Source organism: Pseudomonas sp. FP1762 (assembly GCF_030687105.1).
Lineage (GTDB): Bacteria > Pseudomonadota > Gammaproteobacteria > Pseudomonadales > Pseudomonadaceae > Aquipseudomonas > Aquipseudomonas siliginis.
In genome coordinates, this window is record NZ_CP117458.1 from 5,448,012 (window position 1) to 5,467,279 (window position 19,268).

Sequence of the window (19,268 nt, forward strand, 5' to 3'; positions counted from 1 at the left end):
TCCCACAGGGGAACGCGATCGAATGTGGGAGCGAGCCTGCTCGCGAATAGCCGCCCGCCCACCGCTCCCGAGGTTGTCAGATGTTCTGCCGATCACCCTTCGGATCGAAGAACACCGAAGAAACGATTTCCGCCTCGATCACGCTGCCATCGGCCAGCGGTGCGAACACCCGCTCGCCCATGCGCTTGAGACCGCCCTTGACCACACCCATGGCAAACGAATAACCGAGGGAGTTGTGCGCGTAGCTGGAGGTCACGTGGCCGACCATGGTCATCGGGATCGCCTGTTTGGTGTTGAACACCAGCTGCGCACCTTCCGGCAGCCATTTGGTCGGATCGATCGGCTTGAGGCCCACCAGTTGCTTGCGCTGGTCTTTCACGCAATCTTCGCGGTTCATGCCGCGCTGGCCGATCCACGAGAACGGTTTGGTGCGACCGACACACCAGCCCATGTTCAGGTCGTCCGGGGTCATCGAGCCGTCGGTGTCCTGGCCGACGATGATGAAGCCCTTCTCGGCCCGCAGCACGTGCATGGTTTCGGTGCCGTACGGGGTCAGGTTGTACTGCTTGCCGGCCTCGACGATTTTCTCCAGCACGCCCATCGCATAATCGGCCTGCACGTTGACTTCGTACGACAGCTCACCAGTGAACGAGATACGGAACACCCGCGCCGGCACGTCGCCGACCAGACCTTCTTTCCAGGTCATGAACGGGAACGCTTCGTTGCTCAGATCAATGTCGGTCACGGCGCTGAGCAGCTTGCGGCTGTTAGGCCCGGACAGGGTCATGGTCGCCCAGTGATCGGTAACGGAGGTGAAGTACACCTTCATATCCGGCCATTCGGTCTGGTGGTACAGCTCCAGCCATTGCAGCACGCGAGCCGCGCCGCCGGTGGTGGTGGTCATGACGAAATGGTTGTCGGCCAGGCAAGCCGTCACACCGTCGTCGAAGACCATGCCGTCTTCCTTGCACATCAAACCGTAGCGAGCCTTGCCCACGTCGAGCTTGGTCCAGGCGTTGGTGTACACGCGGTTGAGAAACTCGCGGGCATCCGGGCCTTGAATGTCGATCTTGCCGAGGGTCGAAGCATCGAGCAGGCCAACGCTGTCGCGCACGGCTTTGCATTCGCGCTTGACCGCCGCGTGCAGGTCTTCACCGTTTTTCGGGAAGTACCAGGGACGCTTCCACTGACCGACGTCTTCAAACTCGGCGCCGTTCTTCACATGCCAGGCATGCAGCGCGGTGTAGCGCACCGGTTCGAAGATGTGCCCGCAATGTCGACCGGCCACGGCGCCGAAGGTCACCGGCGTGTAGTTCGGACGGAACATGGTGGTGCCCATCTGCGGGATGGTCACGTTCAGCGAACGGGCGGCAATGGCCAGACCGTTGACGTTGCCGAGCTTGCCCTGATCGGTGCCGAAGCCCAGCGCGGTGTAGCGTTTGACGTGCTCGACCGACTCGAAACCTTCCCGGGTCGCCAATTCGATACCACCGGCGGTGACATCGTTCTGGAAGTCGACGAATTGCTTCGGTGCACGCGCCGAGTTCTTCTCGTGCGGCACCTGGAACAGCGCCAGGGTCGGCTCTTCGAGACGGCTCAGGGCTTTCGGCAACACGCCTTCGACGGTCTGGAAACCGGCTTCGGCAGCAGCGCGCACGCCACCTTCAAAACCGTCGGCCAGCGAATCGCCGAGCGCGTAGACGCCATTGATGCCACCGACGCACACGCGCTTCTGCGGTGCTTCGCCCGGTACGAAACCGAGAATGTCTTCGCGCCAGACCGGTTTGCCACCGAGGTGCGAAGCCAAGTGAACCACCGGGCTGTAACCACCGGAGCTGGCCACCAGGTCGCAGTCGAGCCATTCGCCCGGACTGGTCACGGCGTGGGCCTTTACGTCAATCGCGGCGACGCGGGCAGCGGTCACACGCTTGCTGCCACGCACTTCGATGACGGCGCTGCCGGTGAGGATGCGAATGCCTTTGGCGCGCGCTTCTTCGACCAATGCACCGCGCGGATTGCTGCGCGCGTCGGCGATGGCGACGACTGGCAGACTGGCATCGAGCCAATCCAGAGCGACGCGATAGGCGTGATCGTTGTTGGTCGACAGCACCAGTTTTTTGCCCGGCGCTACGCCATAACGACGCACGTAAGTCGACACCGCGCCAGCGAGCATGTTGCCCGGCACGTCGTTGTTGCCGTACACCAGCGGACGCTCGTGGGCGCCGGTCGCCAGCACCACGCGCTTGGCGCGGACACGGTGGATGCGCTGCCGCACCTGACCGATTGGCGCGCGGTCACCAAGGTGATCGGTGAGGCGTTCGTGAATGGTCAGGAAGTTGTGGTCGTGGTAACCGTTGACCGTGGCGCGCGGCAACAGCAGCACGTCCGGAGTGTTCTTCAATTCAGCGATGACACTGGCGACCCATTCCATCGCCGGTTTGCCGTCGAGGCTTTCGCGCGAGTCGAGCAGGCTGCCGCCGAACTCTTCCTGCTCATCGGCCAGAATCACGCGGGCACCGCTGCGCGCAGCGGCCAGGGCTGCGGCGAGACCGGCCGGGCCGGCACCGACGATCAGCACGTCGCAGTGCTGGTTCATGTAGTCGTAGGTGTCCGGATCGTTCTCGGTCGGCGAACGGCCGAGGCCGGCAGCCTTGCGGATGTACTTCTCGTAAGTCATCCAGAACGATTGCGGGTACATGAAGGTTTTGTAGTAGAAACCCGGCGGCATCAGCTTGCCGCCGACCTTGCCGAGAATCCCCATCATGTCGTTGTTGACGCTCGGCCAGCCATTGGTGCTGGTGGCGACCAGGCCCTGATACAACGCCTGTTGCGTGGCGCGCACGTTGGGAATCTGCGTGGCTTCGGTGGCACCGATCTGCAGCACGGCGTTCGGTTCTTCGGAACCGGCCGCGAAGATGCCGCGAGGACGCGAATACTTGAAGCTGCGGCCGATGATATCGACGCCGTTGGCAATCAGTGCAGCAGCCAGCGAGTCGCCTTCATAGCCTTTGTAGGTCTGGCCGTTGAAGGTGAAGCTCAGCACTTTGTTGCGGTCGATCCGTCCACCGTTGGACAGGCGATTGGTCTGGCTCATACCTTCTCTCCCAGCGCCGTCGTGGCTGTTTTCGCAGTGCCAGCCTTGTCGGTGAATTGCGGCTTTTCGCCGATCTTGTAGCTCTCGAGAATCTCGTAGGTCACGGTATCGCGGGTGACGTTGAAGTACTGGCGGCAACCGGCAACGTGGTCCCACAACTCGTGGTGCAGACCGCGCGGGTTATCGCGGAAGAACATGTAGTCGCCCCACTCTTCATCGGTGCAGGCGTTCGGATCCAGCGGACGCGGGATGTGCGCCTGACCGGATGCATGGAATTCCTCTTCGGAGCGCAGTTCGCCGCAGTGAGGACAGAAGATGTGCAACATAGGGATTTCTCCTGTTAGTGGGCGACGGCAGCAGCGCCGTGTTCGTCGATGAGCGCGCCGTTGTGGAAACGGTCGATGGAAAACGGTGCGGCCAGCGGGTGCATTTCACCCTTGGCCAGACTCGCGGCAAACACGTTGCCCGAACCCGGTGTGGCCTTGAAGCCGCCGGTGCCCCAACCGCAGTTGAAGAACATGTTCGGTACCGGCGTCTTGGAAATGATCGGGCAGGCGTCCGGGGTGGTGTCGACGATGCCGCCCCACTGGCGGTTCATGCGTACGCGGGACAACACCGGGAACATCTCGACGATGGCCTGGATGGTGTGTTCGATTACCGGGTACGAACCACGCTGGCCGTAGCCGTTGTAGCCGTCGATACCGGCGCCGATCACCAGGTCGCCCTTGTCGGACTGGCTGATGTAACCGTGTACGGCGTTGGACATGATCACGCTGTCGATAATCGGCTTGATCGGCTCGGACACCAGCGCTTGCAGCGGGTGGGATTCGATCGGCAGGCGGAAACCGGCAAGCTTGGCCATGTGCCCGGAGTTACCGGCCGTCACCACGCCGACGCGCTTGGCGCCGATGAAACCCTTGTTGGTTTCGACGCCGATGCACACGCCGTTTTCCTTGCGGAAGCCGATCACTTCGGTCTGCTGGATCAGGTCCACGCCCAAGGCATCGGCGGCACGCGCGAAGCCCCAGGCCACGGCATCGTGTCGGGCGACGCCGCCGCGACGCTGCACGGTCGCGCCCATGATCGGGTAGCGGGTGTTTTTCGAGCAGTCCAGGTACGGAATTTCGTCCGCAACCTGCTTAGCGTCGAGCAGTTCGCCGTCGACGCCGTTGAGGCGGTTGGCGCTGACCCGACGCTCCGAATCACGGATGTCCTGCAGGGTGTGGCACAGGTTGTAGACGCCGCGCTGGGAGAACATCACGTTGTAGTTGAGATCCTGCGACAGGCCTTCCCACAATTTCATCGCGTGTTCGTAGAGGTGCGCCGACTCGTCCCACAGGTAGTTGGAACGCACGATGGTGGTGTTGCGCGCGGTGTTACCGCCGCCCAGCCAGCCCTTCTCGACCACGGCGACATTGGTGATGCCGTGCTCCTTGGCCAGATAGTAGGCCGTCGCCAGGCCGTGCCCGCCGCCGCCGACGATGACCACGTCGTAGACTTTTTTCGGGGTGGGCGTGCGCCACATGCGCTGCCAGTTTTCGTGGTGGCTGAGCGAGTGTTTGAACAGGCCGAAGCCGGAATAGCGTTGCATAGTCATTACTCCAAAACCGACTCAGCGATAAACCGGGAAGTCTGCGCACAGGGCCGAGACCTGCTGGGCGACATTGGCCTCGACATCGGCGTCGCCGAGGTTGTCGAGGATGTCGCAGATCCAGCCGGCGAGGGTTTCGCACTGGCTGACCTTGAAGCCGCGCGTGGTCACCGCCGGGGTGCCGATGCGCAGGCCCGAGGTCACGAACGGCGACTGCGGGTCGTTCGGCACGGCGTTCTTGTTCACGGTGATGTGGGCACGGCCCAGCGCGGCGTCGGCGTCCTTGCCGGTCAGGCCCTGACGGATCAGGCTGACCAGGAACAAGTGGTTGTCGGTACCGCCGGACACAACATCGTAGCCACGCTTGATGAACACGCTGGCCATCGCCTGGGCGTTGTCGATCACTTGTTGCTGATAGGCCTTGAAGCCAGGCTCCAGCGCTTCCTTGAAGCACACCGCTTTACCGGCGATGACGTGCATCAGCGGACCGCCCTGGGCACCGGGAAAAACGGCGGCGTTGAGCTTCTTCTCGATCTCTTCGTTGGACTTGGCCAGGATCAGCCCGCCACGCGGACCGCGCAGGGTCTTGTGCGTGGTGGTGGTGACCACGTCGGCGTACGGCAGCGGGTTCGGGTACAGGCCGGCAGCAACCAGACCGGCGACGTGGGCCATGTCGACGAACAGCAGCGCACCGACCTTGTCGGCGATCTGACGGAAGCGCGGGAAGTCCAGAGTCTTTGAGTAAGCGGAGAAACCGGCAACGATCATTTTCGGTTTGCACTCGACGGCCAGACGCTCGACTTCGTCGTAGTCGATCAGTCCGGTGTCGGTGTTGATGCCGTACTGCACGGCGTTGTAGAGCTTGCCCGAGGACGACACTTTGGCGCCGTGGGTCAGGTGACCGCCGTGGGCCAGGCTCATGCCGAGGATAGTGTCGCCCGGTTGGATCAGCGCCAGGTACACGGCGCTGTTGGCCGAGGAGCCGGAGTGCGGCTGGACGTTGGCGTAATCGGCGCCGAACAGTTGCTTGGCGCGTTCGATGGCCAGCGCTTCGACCTTGTCCACATGCTCGCAGCCACCGTAGTAGCGCTTGCCCGGATAGCCTTCGGCGTATTTGTTGGTGAGGCCGCTGCCTTGCGCCTGCATGACGCGCTTGCTGGTGTAGTTCTCCGACGCGATCAGCTCGATGTGATCTTCCTGACGTTGCTCCTCGGCATTCATCGCCGCCAGCAGTGCATCGTCGTAACCCTGGATCTGGTCTTGCTTGCTGAACATCGCGTCTCTCCCAGCGGCATCTGTGCGCCATTCGTCTCGGTAAGGCACTGGCAATGATGGCAGTGCCCTTTGATGCGATGGTATGACCGGCACAGACAGCTCAAATGCCTGCGCGCGCCACGCAAAGGTGCGTTTACGACATGGCTGGAAATGACCTCTTCGAAACGCCGCAGATCCCCTGTGGGAGCGAGCCTGCTCGCGAAGAGGCCGGCACATCCGACATAGAAGTTGACTGGCAGACCGCTTTCGTCGGAACGCCGCCCGGAGCCGGCTCGCTCCCACAGGGGTCAGGCGATGATTTGGCGGATGGCGAGCAGCAGGAGGAAATGCGCGGGATACAGCGCATATGCCCAGCGCCGCATCGGTGGTGGCTGCAGATGTCGCCCATGTCGCAACAAGAACATTCCCAGCATCGGCGCAAACAGACACGTCGCCAGACCAAGAATCGCCACGCTGTTGCCGAACCGCGCCGATTCGAGCAGCACCTGCCATTGGTTCGCCGCCAGACACACCAGCCCCGGCAACAGGCTGAACCAGGGTCGGCGGAACACCAGCAGCATCGCCAATGGCAACAAGACGCCGAGGAAACCGAACATCAGTCGTTCTGAAAAAACCGCCGCAACCACCAGCGCGGCCAGTGCGAGCAATCGCGCCACCGATGCTGAATCCTGCCAGCCGCGCGCCACCAGCAGGCCCAGCGCCAGCGTCGGCATCACGTTGAACGTGTCAGGGTCGGGGATATAAAAGCGATAAGGGATTTCGCTGATGGCGCTGAACAGCACCAGCCAGCCCAGATAGCGCCATTCCATCTTGCGCGAACCGTCCCGAGCCAGATTCGCCGCCATCGCCAGGCAAAACCACGGAAATGCCAGGCGACCGGGCACATAAAGCCAGTCGGCGAAGAAGCCGACATATCGCAGGTGATCGAGCAACATGCTCAGCAACGCCAGCCACTTCAGCAGATCCAGGGCACCGTCGCGTTGGCTCAGGTGCATAATCGGCCCATAAACTGGTAATTTTCCCCACCCGACATCGCATGTGCTCCCCGGAAGATCTTCGGTAAAGTGCGCATCCTCATTGACCACGAGCCTTCACAAGAGTCTCGATTACGGAAGCCGGCCATGACCGACAAGAGCCAACAATTCGCCAGCGACAACTATTCCGGGATCTGCCCGGAAGCCTGGGCTGCCATGGAACAGGCCAACCACGGCCACCAGCGCGCTTATGGCGACGATGAATGGACCGCCCGCGCGGCCGATCATTTCCGCAAACTTTTCGAAACCGACTGCGAAGTGTTCTTCGCCTTCAACGGCACCGCCGCCAACTCGCTGGCCCTGTCGTCGCTGTGCCAGAGTTACCACAGCGTGATCTGCTCGGAAACCGCCCACGTCGAAACCGACGAATGCGGCGCTCCGGAATTCTTCTCCAACGGCTCGAAGCTGCTGATCGCCGGCACTGAAAACGGCAAGATCACCCCGCAATCGATCCGTGAAGTCGCGCTCAAGCGTCAGGACATCCATTATCCGAAACCGCGCGTGGTGACCCTGACTCAAGCCACCGAAGTCGGCAGTGTCTACACCCCGGAAGAAGTCCGCGCCATCAGCGCCACCTGCAAAGAACTGGGCCTGCACCTGCACATGGACGGCGCGCGGTTCTCCAACGCCTGCGCATTCCTCGGCTGCTCGCCCGCCGATCTGACCTGGAAAGCCGGCGTTGATGTGCTGTGCTTCGGCGGCACGAAAAACGGCATGGCGGTGGGTGAAGCGATCCTGTTCTTCAACCACAAACTGGCCGAAGACTTCGACTACCGCTGCAAGCAGGCCGGGCAACTGGCGTCGAAGATGCGCTTTCTGTCGGCACCGTGGGTCGGCATTCTGGAAAATGACGCCTGGCTCAAATACGCCCGCCACGCCAACCACTGCGCGCAACTGCTGGCAGAACTGGTCAGCGACATCCCCGGCGTCGAACTGATGTTCCCGGTGCAGGCCAATGGAGTGTTCCTGCAACTCTCGGAACCGGCCATCGCTGCGTTGACTGCAAAGAACTGGCGTTTCTATACCTTCATCGGCAAGGGCGGCGCACGTTTCATGTGCTCCTGGGACACCGAAGAAGAACGCGTGCGCGAACTGGCGCGCGATATTCGCGAGGTCATGTCGGCCTGATTCCCCTCCCTAGTTGCATTCCCATGCTCAGCACGGGAATGCAACCCAGCGGCTGCGCGTCGCAGACCTGCATTTTCAGAATAGGACTACACCAAGGCCTACAGAAAGCACGAAAATCCCGCCATAGACTGCCCGCTCCCGATTCAAGGAGCGCACGCGATGGCAATTCCCGGCTACATGACGATCATGGGCAAGACCCAAGGGCTGATTTCGGCAGGCTGCTCAACGCCTGATTCGGTCGGCAACAGATATCAGGCGGCACACACCGATCAAATCATGGTGCTGTCGTACAGCCACAACCTCGCCAACCTCGACAACTCTCACCGAGCCACCCACGCGCCGGTCATTGTCACCAAAGTCGTCGACAAATCTTCACCGCTGCTGGCCCAGGCACTGGCCAACCGTGAAGAGATCGACTGCAAGATCAACTTCTACCGAACCTCCCCTCAGGGTCAGCAGGAAAAATACTTTTCTGTCTCGATCGACGGTGCGGTGCTAACCGAACTGAACCTGGATATGCCCCACGTCATTCTGCACAACGACGCGGAACCTCAGGAGCAGGTCGCCATTCGTTATCGTGGCATCAGCTGGGTGCATCACCTCGCCGGGACCAGCGGCCATGCCTCGTGGGGCGAAGAAGGTTGAGCGATCGGCGCCATGGTCTCAGCGACGTTCGACACGTTGCCGGCAAGCTGCTCGCACAGGCACAGACAGTCGGCTCACGTCATCTGGCATTCGGCAGTGCGCGCGTGCAGTTCAATCAGGAGGTCGCGCGCTTCGCCAAGGGCATTGTCGATGATGTCGCCAGCGGCCGCCTTTCAGCGGACATGGGCCTTGACGCCTTTGCACAGGAACAGCGTCATCTTCTGAACCAATCCAGAGTTCTGGTACGCGGCACCAAAGGTGCCGTTCCTGAAGCGGTGAAAAAACGCCCGTTATCGATGCTCAGGCAGCCTGCCTCGCGCTCCGATCCAGACAGGTTGCTGCGCGCGATTCATCAGCAGAACCTCAGGGTGGCGCGCGTTAATAACAGCAGCACCGCGCGCAGCCCTCACCCCATCAACGACTTGAAGTTCTTCCCCAGCGAGCACTGGCCGCAAGATCGTCCGGCCCCATCGGAGCCGGGTTTTTACATCGTGCCGAAAAGCATTGTCGCCGAGAAGCTTGAGGCACAACTGCTCCCCTCCGCCAACCCGAATGTCATCGCCAGATTCAGAAGTTTGAATCCGACCCCGGACATGATTAAAGCCGGTTCGATGATCGTGCTGAGCGACCCTGACAATCAGCAATGCACATACGAGGAAGCATTGCTGATGCAGACCGCGCGTTTCGTCAGTGCGACGCTGGAACCGCTGACCGTGGAAGAAGCGGATTTCATGGCGCAGCACTATGGCGTGATCCAGACCGCACTCGCCTATGAATCAAAAGTGATCGGGGTCGTCACGGCCATGGCGGCCAATCATCTGGATGGCATAAAAAATGTCCTCGCGGATCTTGAGAAGCTGCATGTTCATACGCTGGACGCAAAAGGCAGCCTGAACTCGAAGCCGTTCAAAAAACAACGTGCGCAGTTGCTGGAAAAACTGGACGTCCATCTCAACCGGTTCACGCGGCAAAGCATTGGTCTCCCGGATCACCCGAGCCTCAAGACCGCTCTCGGCATCGATCATCCTCACCTTGTGCACCGCTGGAGAAAGGCTGGCGGCATCGGCCAGAACCCAGGTTATGCCACACATATTCGGGCTATCAGCCAAGCGTCACAGTACGTCAAATATGGCGGCTGGATCGGCACAGCAGTAGGCGGTGGCGCCTCGGCCTTGAAGATGCAGGATGTGTGCCTGCATGGGAATACCGAGGCGTGTGAAAAGGTGAAATTCACGGAAACCGGAAGCTTTATGGGTGGCATGGTTGGAGGAGCAATCAGCAGTCGCCTCTTGACTGCGCCACTAGCAGCGAAAATTTGTCTGGGAATAGGCGTTCCGACAGGAGGAGTTGGCACCTTGGTCTGCGGTGCAGTAGCGGTGGGCGTCGGATCTCTTGCAGCGGTAATAATAGGTGAAACATTGGGCGAAGATGCTGCTGAGATAATTTACCAAGATTCTCGATAAGTCGCCTGACCAAACATTTCCAAATATAAAACCAGCGAACACTCCAAGCAGAACCAAATAGCGTCTTTCTTTATGAAACCACGAACAAAAATATGCAAAACATGCAGTGCCAAAAATAAAAAGACGCTTTTCAAATGTCATGTTTGTGGCAGCAGGTTTGAAAAACGCCTGCCGCAGCCAAAAAAATGGTTTGCCCTTACACCGAGAAGGCGTGGACTTCTAATATGCGACCTGGCGACCCTATGCTTGTTTATCGTTGCTGCTCGCGCAATTTACAAACAGAGCATTCAGTTACCTTACAGAATTCAGAGAAAAACCCAGTGGTACGAATTCAACGGATTGGAAATAGCAGCCCCCTTGTCAGCAATGTTTATGCTTGCGGTTTTGATGACGACTTTTTCAATCATCATTGGAGACCAAGGCAAACATTTCAATTCAAAGCCATTTGATCGGATCTTAATTTTCAGCTTCATCTCAACTCCACTGCTTTATTTCAGCGCATCGTTTTTTGGACATCCCGTCCGGTAGATCTGGCACGCAGGACTCGGAAATTACGCCGGCGGGACTTTGGGCGAGAAAGGCGGCGAATGGATCGCACAGAAAGTATACGAGGCTGTTAAATGACTCTTGGTACTTCAGAGAAAATATTCTTGTTGATTGGTATCATAGACTTCGTCGGCATATTTACTTTGATAGGAGTGATGTTGTATGTCGCGAAAACAAAGACCGAAACCATATTGAACCATCTAACAAACAGTTCTATTTCGAGCAGACTGATAATGCTTTGGCACGGAGGTCCTTGGGGCAAAATCTACATGATGGGAGAAGTGTTCGACATCATGCGAAACCCTGAATTTTACATTCACACAGGAAAACTTTGCGCGAAAGACTTCGAAAACTTCCCCAAAAAACTGAAAAAGAACCTGATTATTTTATACAAACTGGTTTTCATTTTTTTTGCAATTATGATGTGCCTGGGAATAAGCTCATCCGTAGATCAAATTAACAATATCGTAAAAGATCCAATTGTGATCATGACACTGGTGAGTTTCACAGGTCTTTTAGTGGTAAATGGAATTTTACTTTATACCGCCAAGAGAAGACTGGAAACGATCCTAAATAGCCTGAAACGCAGTTCAATCACATCGTCTTTGCTCATGTTATGGCAAGCGGGCCTGGGGGGACATATTTATATGTTGGGTGAAATTTTCGGCATCCTCAAAAAACCCGCACGGTACATTTCCCAAGGCAAAGTCAGCGCAAGAGACGTTAAGAACTTCCCGCCAAAACTCAAACGCGACCTGCTCAAACTGAATAAATACCAGCAAATATTTGGCTTTGCCTTTGTGGGCTTCGGCCTGCTCGCTTTGTTCGGGCTGATTTGAAATTGCACTTTCCCGGTCGATCTCCTCATTTAGGAGATCGACCCAAGTTCATGCCTATTTAAAACTCAATCCGCACATCCCCCTTCGGCACGCTGCAGCACGACAAGATAAACCCTTCAGCCTCGTCATCCTCGGTAATCCCGCCGTTGTGCTCCATCTCCACTTCGCCGCCCAGTTTCATCACCTTGCATGTCCCGCAAATGCCCATGCCGCAGGCTTTCGGGATCATCAGGCCGAGTTTGGCGGCGGCTGCGTGGACGGTTTCGCCCGGGCCGACGCGAATGCTTTTGCCGGAGGCGGTGAATTCGACCTGGTGCAAATCCGCGGCGTCGATTTCCGGCGCATCGGCGGCTTGTTCGGCCTGTTCCACCGCGTCGGCGCGCGCCTCGGGTGGCGTGGCGCCGAAGGATTCTTCGTGGTAGCGCGACATGTCGTAGCCGGCCGCTTCCAGCAGGCGTTTGACCGCGGTCATGTACGGCGTCGGGCCGCAGCAGAACACTTCGCGTTCGAGGAAGTCCGGGACCATCAGTTCGAGCATCTTGTGATTCAGATAACCGCGATAACCGGCCCATGGCTCACCGAGGCCGTGCTTTTCACAGATCAGGTGCAGGCTGAAGTTATCGATCCGCGAAGCCATGTGCTCGAGTTCGCGGTGGTAAATGATGTCTTTCGGCGACCGTGCGCTGTGCACGAAGGTCATGTCGACGTTGGCGTTGGTGTCGTAGAACCAGCGCGCCATCGACATGCACGGGGTGATGCCGACGCCGCCGCTCAGGTAGAGGACTTTCGGGCTCGGGAAGTCGATGGCGTTGAACAGCCCGACCGGGCCATGCACCGCCAGCTCCTGACCTTCATGCAAAGTGTCGTGCAACCAGTTGGAGACCTTGCCGCCCGGCACGCGTTTGATCGTCACCGAAAAGCTGTACGGCACCGACGGCGAGCTGGAGATGGTGTAGGAGCGCATGATCGGCTGGCCTTCGATTTCCAGCTCCAGGGTGACGAACTGCCCCGGCTTGAAGAAGAACAGGATCGGCTGGTCGGCCATAAAGCAGAAGGTGCGCACATCCCAGGTTTCCTGGATGACTTTGACGCAACGGACAATGTGTCGGCCATTGGCCCAGGTCTGGGTGGTGACCGGATTCAGGAAGCTGTTGGACATGCTGTTCTCCACGGCCGACTGTCGGCCTCTTGTCGGCGATTCTGCGTATAGCGCAGACCGTGCGTTTACCTATCCGCGACATTGACATACTTATCGCGACCAGCCCTTGAACACCGGGGCTTGCGCGTCGGGAACAGATTGCGCCATGTCGCGCATGGATAAGGTTCCCCCCAGCGCCGGCCCCACACTCGCCCCAACACAAGACGACTTCTTTACACCTTGCGTAGCAACCGTTTTGCAGCACACCTGATCAGCCACTTTCGCCGGCCACGCAGAGGGCCATGAGGATTACATCGATGGACGTCACCGCAAAAATAAGCCTGGGCGATCCGCTGGAACCCGCACGCAAGGCCACCGCACAAATGCTGCAGGAGCGCGAGCGCACCTTTTCCCTGCCGCAACCGTTCTACAGCGACGAGCGCCTGTTCGATATCGATATGCAGGAGATCTTCCAAAAGGAATGGTTGATCGCCGGCATGACCTGCGAGATCCCGGCCAAGGGCAACTACCTGACCCTGCAGGTCGGCAAGAACCCGATCATCGTCATTCGTGGCGCCGAGGGCGTTGTGCACGCGTTCCACAACGTCTGCCGCCACCGTGGCTCGCGCCTGTGCACCAGTGAAAAAGGCAAAGTCGCCAAACTGGTCTGCCATTACCACCAGTGGACTTACGAACTGGACGGTCGCCTGCTGTTCGCCGGCACCGAGATGGGCGCCGACTTCGACATGAAGCAGTACGGCCTGAAACCGGTGAACGTGAAAACCGCTGGCGGATACATCTTCATCAGCCTGGCAGAGAACCCCCCGGCCATCGATGACTTCCTGTCGACGCTCAACCATTACATGGAACCGTACGACATGGAGAACACCAAGGTGGCGATCACCACCACCTTGATGGAAAAGGCCAACTGGAAACTGGTGCTGGAAAACAACCGCGAGTGCTACCACTGCAACGCATCGCACCCGGAACTGTTGAAAACCCTGCTGGAATGGGACGACGTCACCGACCCGCGCGCCGATCAGGCGTTCAAGGATCACGTCGCCGCCTCCGCCGCTGCCTGGGAAGCGGAAAAGATCCCTTACGCTCACGCCAGTTTCGGCTTGCGCAACCGTATCGTGCGTATGCCGCTGCTCAAGGGCACCGTGTCGATGACCCTCGACGGCAAACAGGGCTGCGCGAAACTGATGGGCCGCATCAAGAACCCGGACCTGGGCTCGATGCGCATCCTGCACCTGCCGCACTCGTGGAACCACTGCATGGGCGATCACATCATCGTCTTCACCGTGTGGCCGATCAGCGCCCAGGAAACCATGGTCACCACCAAGTGGCTGGTGCACAAGGACGCGGTGGAAGGTGTCGATTACGACGTCGAGCGCATGCGCCAGGTGTGGGATGCGACCAACGATCAGGACCGGCGCCTGGCTGAGGAAAACCAGCGCGGGATCAACTCCACCGCTTACCAGCCGGGGCCTTACTCCAAAACCTATGAATTCGGCGTGGTCAACTTCGTCGACTGGTACAGCGAGCGGATGTTGAACAACCTCGGGGCTGAGCCAGCGCCTTACCTCAAAGGCGTACCGGTTCAGGGCTGATCAAGAGCAAAAGATCGCAGCCTGCGGCAGCTCCTACAGGTGGAATGCATTCCCCTGTGGGAGCGAGCCTGCTCGCGAAGACGCCCTGACCCACGCTACATCTTCCAGCTGATCAATTTTCGATCAACCACCCCCGCCCCCATACTCACCAAGCCCTCCAGCCTTCCGCAAACAAGTTATCCACATACCCGCCCACAGCAAATGGGGGTAACTGTGGATGAGTCAAAAAATATCCCGCTGATTTGCAAAGAAAAATCGTGACTTATGCTGAATCGCGGTTTCTCAAAACAATTGATCGTTTTTTGATCACACTCGTGCACAGCACGTATTCAGAGGCCTGTAGCGGGTAGCGAACATGTTATCCACAGAAGCGCCAACAGAGATCGGGGACAACTTTCAATCTCCTGTGGAAAAACACCTGTGACTGGGGAAAACCCCTTCGCGTTAACAGCTCTCGGCGCCCGGGGATCACATTTGATCAATAATTGATCAAACCCATGTAAGGCCTGCTCCATATGGCGTACAGCTGATAGCGAACATCTTATCCACAGAAGCGCCAACAGAGATTGGGGGCAACTTCTCGATTTATACCGACCGAAAAGCCCGAGAAATCCGTGAGTTACGCTGATCGTTTTTTGATCTTATGGCTGAAAGGCTTGAATGGCGTGGGGTGCGAGCAAGGGCGAACACGTTATCCACAGCTTCGCCAACAGGGATTGTGGGTAAACAGTAAAGATTGACTGTGAATGAATACCAATGTGGGAGCGAGCCTGCTCGCGAAAGCGGACTATCAGCTGATACATGTATCGACTGACCCATAGCTTTCGCGAGCAGGCTCGCTCCCACAGGGGGTATTGCCTGAAAGAGGGTGACTAGCGGACAACGCCCTCTTCAATAAGCAACTTCAGGATCGCCTCCGCCCCGGCCTGCGCGGTGACGCCTTTGAGCACCTGCCCACCGCCACCACTGGCCTTAGCTGTCGCTGCTTTCATCCGGTCGGCGCCGCTCTTGGCCTTGATCACCTTCAAGCGCTTGGGTCGTGGCTTGGCCGGTTGCAGCGTGGCGACGGCCAACAATTGGTCCTCAACAACTTCAACGTCATCGGCGGCCAATTCGCCCCGTCGTGCCGGGCCATACGCACTCTGCCGAGGCTTCGGCGCGGCGTTATCCACAGTCGCCAGAAACGGCAGTTTCACCTTCAAGCGGCGTCGCTGCCCGCGCGGTAACGCTTGCAGAACCAGCGCCGAACCGTCAGCGATCGATTCGACCTGCGCCAGGCCCACCACCAGCGGCCAGCCCAGGCCTTCGGCCAGGAGGAACGGCAACATGCCCGAACCCTCCCCGGTTTCCGCCTGGCTACCGGTCAGCACCACTTGCGCCCCGGCATCGCGCAGGTACGCGGTCAGCGCCGGCAAGGCATCGGCGCCAACGGGTTGTTCCAGCACATGCAGTTGTTCCAGGCCCATGCCCAGATAGGCACGCAGGGCCGGTTCGGCAACATCACCGGCATGCAGCACTTGCAGGTTATCCCCAGCCAATTGCAGGCCCAGTTCCACCGCGCGCGCATCCTGATCGGCGCGCCGTGGCCGACCTGAGGTCGGGTGAGCGCCGATTGAAACCAGACTGATAACGTTCGTGTTCATAGGGTTTCCTTACGCCGCATCGCGCTTGGCTTCGTTGCGGTAAGCCGCGACCGCTTCGATCAACGCTTGCAGAATCTCTGCGCTTTCGCCGATCACCGAGAGGTCGGCACGCTTGATCATGTCGCAACCCGGATCAAGGTTGATTGCCACCACCTTGTCGCAGGCGCCAATGCCTTGCAGGTGCTGGATTGCGCCAGATATACCCACAGCCACATAGACCCGCGCAGTGACCCAGGTGCCGGACGCGCCGACCTGACGATCGCGCGCCATGAAGCCGTCGTCCACCGCAACCCGCGAAGCGCCTTCGGTGGCGCCGAGGGCCGCCGCTGTTTCGTGAAACAGCTGCCAATCCTTGACGCCGTTGCCGCCGGAGAAAATGAACTCCGCTTCGGCCATCGGAATCGCTGCCGGATCCACCGCCACGGCACCAAGATCTTCGATTCGCGACAAGCTGCGCGCGACGCTTGTGGATAACTCCACTGGCAACGCTTCGTGACGAGTTTCGCTGACCGGTTCTGCGCATTCGGCAGCGGCGAGAATCAACCGCGCCACCGGACGCGCCAGATCTTGCAATCCGGCCCCGGCGCGGCCGATGCACTCCTGATCCTTGACCTGCCAGACCCGCGTGGCCGGACGCTCGCCCAGTGCAGCAGCAAAGCGCCGGCCGAGTTCGCCGCCACCGCTGCGGCTGTCCGGCAGCAACCAGTGACGCGGGTTGAATTGGTTATCCACAGCGCGCAAGCCCTGCACCCGTTGTTCCGGTGCATAACCGCTGAATTCCTCGCCTTCGAGCAGCAACAGGCGATCGACGCCAGCGGTCTCGAAAGCGCTTTCCTTATGCTCGCCGAACACCACGGCGAGCACCGCACCATCGGTGCCGGCCAGTTGGTGAGCAAGGCCGAGCAGATCGCGGTCGTGGCTGCTCAGGCGACCACCGACCATATCCGGCACCACACTGATGTAGAACGCCGGGGCCGGTACCTGATGCAGCGGCAACTGCACTTCAACAGCAGAGGAACGTTTGACCGCCCCGCCCTGCTGCGCGCCGCTGCGGTCAATGCGTTTGATGCCGTTAGGGCCGATAAAACCCATGCCGTGCAGATTCTTGCGGATGACGCCGTTAGGCCCCATCCAGCTGTGTTGCGCCGGTTGCATCGCCGCGTGCAGCGGATGCAGGCGGTTACGCGCAATCCATTCGGCGCGCGGGTCGCGGCGGATAATGTCGCTCATCAGTGCACCTCCGCAGGTTCACGTTTGGCCGGGGTGGCAGGCTTGCTTGGCGCGGCGTCTTCGAGCAACGCGTCGGCGACCAGTTCGGCGATGTCCTTGATCAGCGGACGCGGCTCGACCACGCCTTCGAGCATCGCCGTGCACTGTGGACAACCCACCGCCACCAGTTCGGCGCCGGTTTCGCGGATGTCTTCCATGCGCATGTCGGGGATGCGCTGCTTGCCCGGAATGTCAGTGATCGGCGCGCCGCCACCGCCGCCGCAGCAGCGCGAGCGGAAGCCGGACCGTTGCATCTCTTTGACTTCAATGCCGAGGGCACGCAGCACTTCGCGCGGCGCTTCGTACTCGCCGTTGTAGCGGCCCAGGTAGCACGGATCGTGATAGGTCACGCTATTGCCTTTGTGCTGCCCGAGGTTGAGCGCGCCGGCCTGAATGATCTCGGCCATGTAGGTGCTGTGGTGCTGCACCAGATAGTTGCCGTCGAAGGCGCCGTACTCGTTTTTCAGCACATGGAAACTGTGCGGATCGCAGGTGACGATGCGGTTGAAACTGTATTTGGCCAATGTCTGGATATTGCGTTTGGCGAGCTGCTGGAACGTTGCTTCGTCGCCGAGACGCCGCGCCACATCTCCGCTGTCGCGCTCCTCAAGACCGAGTACAGCGAAGTCGACTTTCGCTGCCTTCAGCACTTTGACGAAGGCACGCAGGGTGCGCTGGTTGCGCATGTCGAAGGCGCCGTCGCCGACCCAGAACAGCACGTCGGTGGATTTCTTTTCGCTGAGCAGAGTGAGGTTCAGGTCCGCTGCCCAGTTCATCCGCCCGCCCGGGGCGAAACCGCCGGGGTTGTCGGTTGCAATAAGGTTCTCGAGAACTTCGGCACCCTTGTTCGGCGTCGCGCCTTTTTCCAGGGTCAGATGCCGGCGCATGTCGACGATCGCGTCGACGTGCTCGATCATCATCGGGCATTCCTCGACGCAGGCACGGCAGGTGGTGCACGACCACAGGGTTTCGGCATCGACCAGACCATTGACGATCGGTTGGTGCGGATTGCCGCCATGCTCGCCGATTGGTTTGCCCGGATACGGGCTGCCGGCGAACTTCGCGTCAGTGCCGCCGGCGAGGCCGACGACCATGTCCTGAATCAGTTTTTTCGGGTTCAGCGGCTGGCCGGCGGCGAAGGCCGGGCAAGCCGCTTCGCACTTGCCGCACTGCACGCAGGCGTCGAAACCGAGCAACTGGTTCCAAGTGAAATCCTTGGGTTTTTCCACGCCCAGCGGCGCATCGGAATTGTTTAGGTCCAGCGGTTTCAAACCGGTCGAGCGCCCGCCGCCAAACCGTTCCGGGCGACGGTGCCAGGCCAGGTGCAGAGCACCGGCAAAGGCGTGTTTCATCGGCCCGCCCCAGGTCATGCCGAAGAACAACTCCGACACGCCCCACAGCACGCCAACACCGAGGATGACTGCGAGCAGCCAGCCGCCGAAGTTTTCCGGCAGGATCCCGGCGACCGGCAGGGTCACCAGGAAAAACGACGCCGAAAAGGCCAGCAGGCTTTTCGGCAAGCGCATCCACGGGCCTTTCGACAGACGCGCAGGCGGATTGATCCGGCGCAAGTACATGAAGATCGCGCCGACGAACATCACCGCCGACATCAGCAGCAAGGCGTAGCCAAGGATGCGGTTATGCAGGCCGAAACCGTGCACCAGAATGGCCAGCACAATCGACGCCACCGCACCGCCCGCCGTGGCGACGTGGGTGTTGGCAATGTATTTGTCCCGCGCGACGACGTGATGCAGGTCGACCATGTAGCGCTTGGGCATGGCCAGCAGACCGCCGAGCAGATCGACCTTCGCCGCCCGCCCCCGGCGCCACATGTTCATCCGCCGCAACGCGCCGAGGACAGCAAGGCCCAGGGCTGCGAACAACAGGATTGGAAGAAGGGTGTTCAACATGGTGAAGCTCCCACCAGACAGCCTGGAGAAACACGATCCGCTTTACTGTGGGAGCGAGCCTGCTCGCGAAAGCGCTGGGT

15 protein-coding genes are annotated in these 19,268 nt (G+C 59.7%); 5 read left to right on the forward strand and 10 right to left on the reverse strand.

What is annotated here, in order from left to right; translation table 11 throughout:
• Positions 1-76: 76 nt before the first annotated feature.
• The 5 genes from PSH90_RS24405 to PSH90_RS24425 form a co-directional block, all read right to left on the reverse strand.
• Positions 77-3,094, reverse strand: a complete 3,018-nt coding sequence (locus PSH90_RS24405; RefSeq protein ID WP_056786556.1) for a sarcosine oxidase subunit alpha — start codon at positions 3,092-3,094, stop codon at positions 77-79.
• Complete coding sequence (locus PSH90_RS24410) at positions 3,091-3,420, reverse strand: sarcosine oxidase subunit delta (protein WP_016772830.1); 330 nt, start codon at positions 3,418-3,420, stop codon at positions 3,091-3,093. The genes PSH90_RS24405 and PSH90_RS24410 overlap by 4 nt, the downstream gene beginning before the upstream one ends.
• A 14-nt stretch (positions 3,421-3,434) precedes the next feature.
• Entirely contained in the window at positions 3,435-4,685 is a 1,251-nt protein-coding gene (locus tag PSH90_RS24415) for a sarcosine oxidase subunit beta (RefSeq protein ID WP_016772829.1), read from the reverse strand.
• 21 nt (positions 4,686-4,706) lie between these two features.
• Positions 4,707-5,960, reverse strand: coding sequence for a serine hydroxymethyltransferase (glyA, locus tag PSH90_RS24420; protein ID WP_024014589.1), 1,254 nt, complete (start codon positions 5,958-5,960; stop codon positions 4,707-4,709).
• A gap of 287 nt (positions 5,961-6,247) precedes the next feature.
• Entirely contained in the window at positions 6,248-6,955 is a 708-nt protein-coding gene (locus tag PSH90_RS24425; protein ID WP_305381655.1) for a TraX family protein, read from the reverse strand.
• Positions 6,956-7,081: 126 nt separating this feature from the next.
• On the opposite strand from PSH90_RS24425, the gene PSH90_RS24430 reads away from it, so the two are divergent.
• The 3 genes from PSH90_RS24430 to PSH90_RS24440 all read left to right on the forward strand — a co-directional run bounded on the left by PSH90_RS24430 (position 7,082) and on the right by PSH90_RS24440 (position 10,230).
• On the forward strand, positions 7,082-8,122 hold the full coding sequence (locus PSH90_RS24430; RefSeq protein ID WP_016772826.1) for a low specificity L-threonine aldolase: 1,041 nt from the start codon (positions 7,082-7,084) through the stop codon (positions 8,120-8,122).
• A 159-nt stretch (positions 8,123-8,281) separates the two neighbouring features.
• Entirely contained in the window at positions 8,282-8,767 is a 486-nt protein-coding gene (locus PSH90_RS24435) for an Hcp family type VI secretion system effector (protein WP_095181378.1), read from the forward strand.
• 104 nt (positions 8,768-8,871) lie between these two features.
• Positions 8,872-10,230 (forward strand): hypothetical protein, encoded by a 1,359-nt coding sequence (locus PSH90_RS24440; protein ID WP_305381657.1) that lies wholly within the window; start codon positions 8,872-8,874, stop codon positions 10,228-10,230.
• 305 nt (positions 10,231-10,535) lie between these two features.
• Here PSH90_RS24440 and PSH90_RS24445 read toward each other — a convergent pair whose 3' ends face one another.
• Positions 10,536-10,703: a hypothetical protein gene (locus tag PSH90_RS24445; RefSeq protein ID WP_163018906.1), complete on the reverse strand. Its 168-nt coding sequence runs from the start codon at positions 10,701-10,703 to the stop codon at positions 10,536-10,538.
• A 147-nt stretch (positions 10,704-10,850) separates the two neighbouring features.
• Here PSH90_RS24445 and PSH90_RS24450 point away from each other — a divergent pair, with 147 nt between their 5' ends.
• The gene (locus PSH90_RS24450) at positions 10,851-11,615 is read left to right on the forward strand and encodes a hypothetical protein (RefSeq protein WP_305381658.1); all 765 of its coding nucleotides are present in this window, start codon (positions 10,851-10,853) and stop codon (positions 11,613-11,615) included.
• 58 nt (positions 11,616-11,673) lie between these two features.
• Here PSH90_RS24450 and gbcB read toward each other — a convergent pair whose 3' ends face one another.
• Entirely contained in the window at positions 11,674-12,774 is a 1,101-nt protein-coding gene (gbcB, locus tag PSH90_RS24455; RefSeq protein WP_016772824.1) for a glycine-betaine demethylase subunit GbcB, read from the reverse strand.
• A gap of 296 nt (positions 12,775-13,070) precedes the next feature.
• Between gbcB and gbcA the strand changes: the two genes are divergently transcribed.
• The gene (gene gbcA, locus PSH90_RS24460; RefSeq protein ID WP_016772823.1) at positions 13,071-14,366 is read left to right on the forward strand and encodes a glycine-betaine demethylase subunit GbcA; all 1,296 of its coding nucleotides are present in this window, start codon (positions 13,071-13,073) and stop codon (positions 14,364-14,366) included.
• 872 nt (positions 14,367-15,238) lie between these two features.
• Here gbcA and PSH90_RS24465 read toward each other — a convergent pair.
• From PSH90_RS24465 to dgcB, 3 genes are read right to left on the reverse strand one after another with little or no spacing between them, the layout of a single operon-like run.
• Positions 15,239-16,009, reverse strand: coding sequence for an electron transfer flavoprotein subunit beta (locus tag PSH90_RS24465; RefSeq protein WP_150636854.1), 771 nt, complete (start codon positions 16,007-16,009; stop codon positions 15,239-15,241).
• A gap of 9 nt (positions 16,010-16,018) precedes the next feature.
• Complete coding sequence (locus tag PSH90_RS24470; protein WP_305381660.1) at positions 16,019-17,239, reverse strand: electron transfer flavoprotein subunit alpha/FixB family protein; 1,221 nt, start codon at positions 17,237-17,239, stop codon at positions 16,019-16,021.
• Entirely contained in the window at positions 17,239-19,188 is a 1,950-nt protein-coding gene (dgcB, locus tag PSH90_RS24475; protein ID WP_305381661.1) for a dimethylglycine demethylation protein DgcB, read from the reverse strand. Before dgcB ends, PSH90_RS24470 begins: the two co-directional genes overlap by 1 nt.
• Between the last annotated feature and the right edge of the window lie 80 nt (positions 19,189-19,268).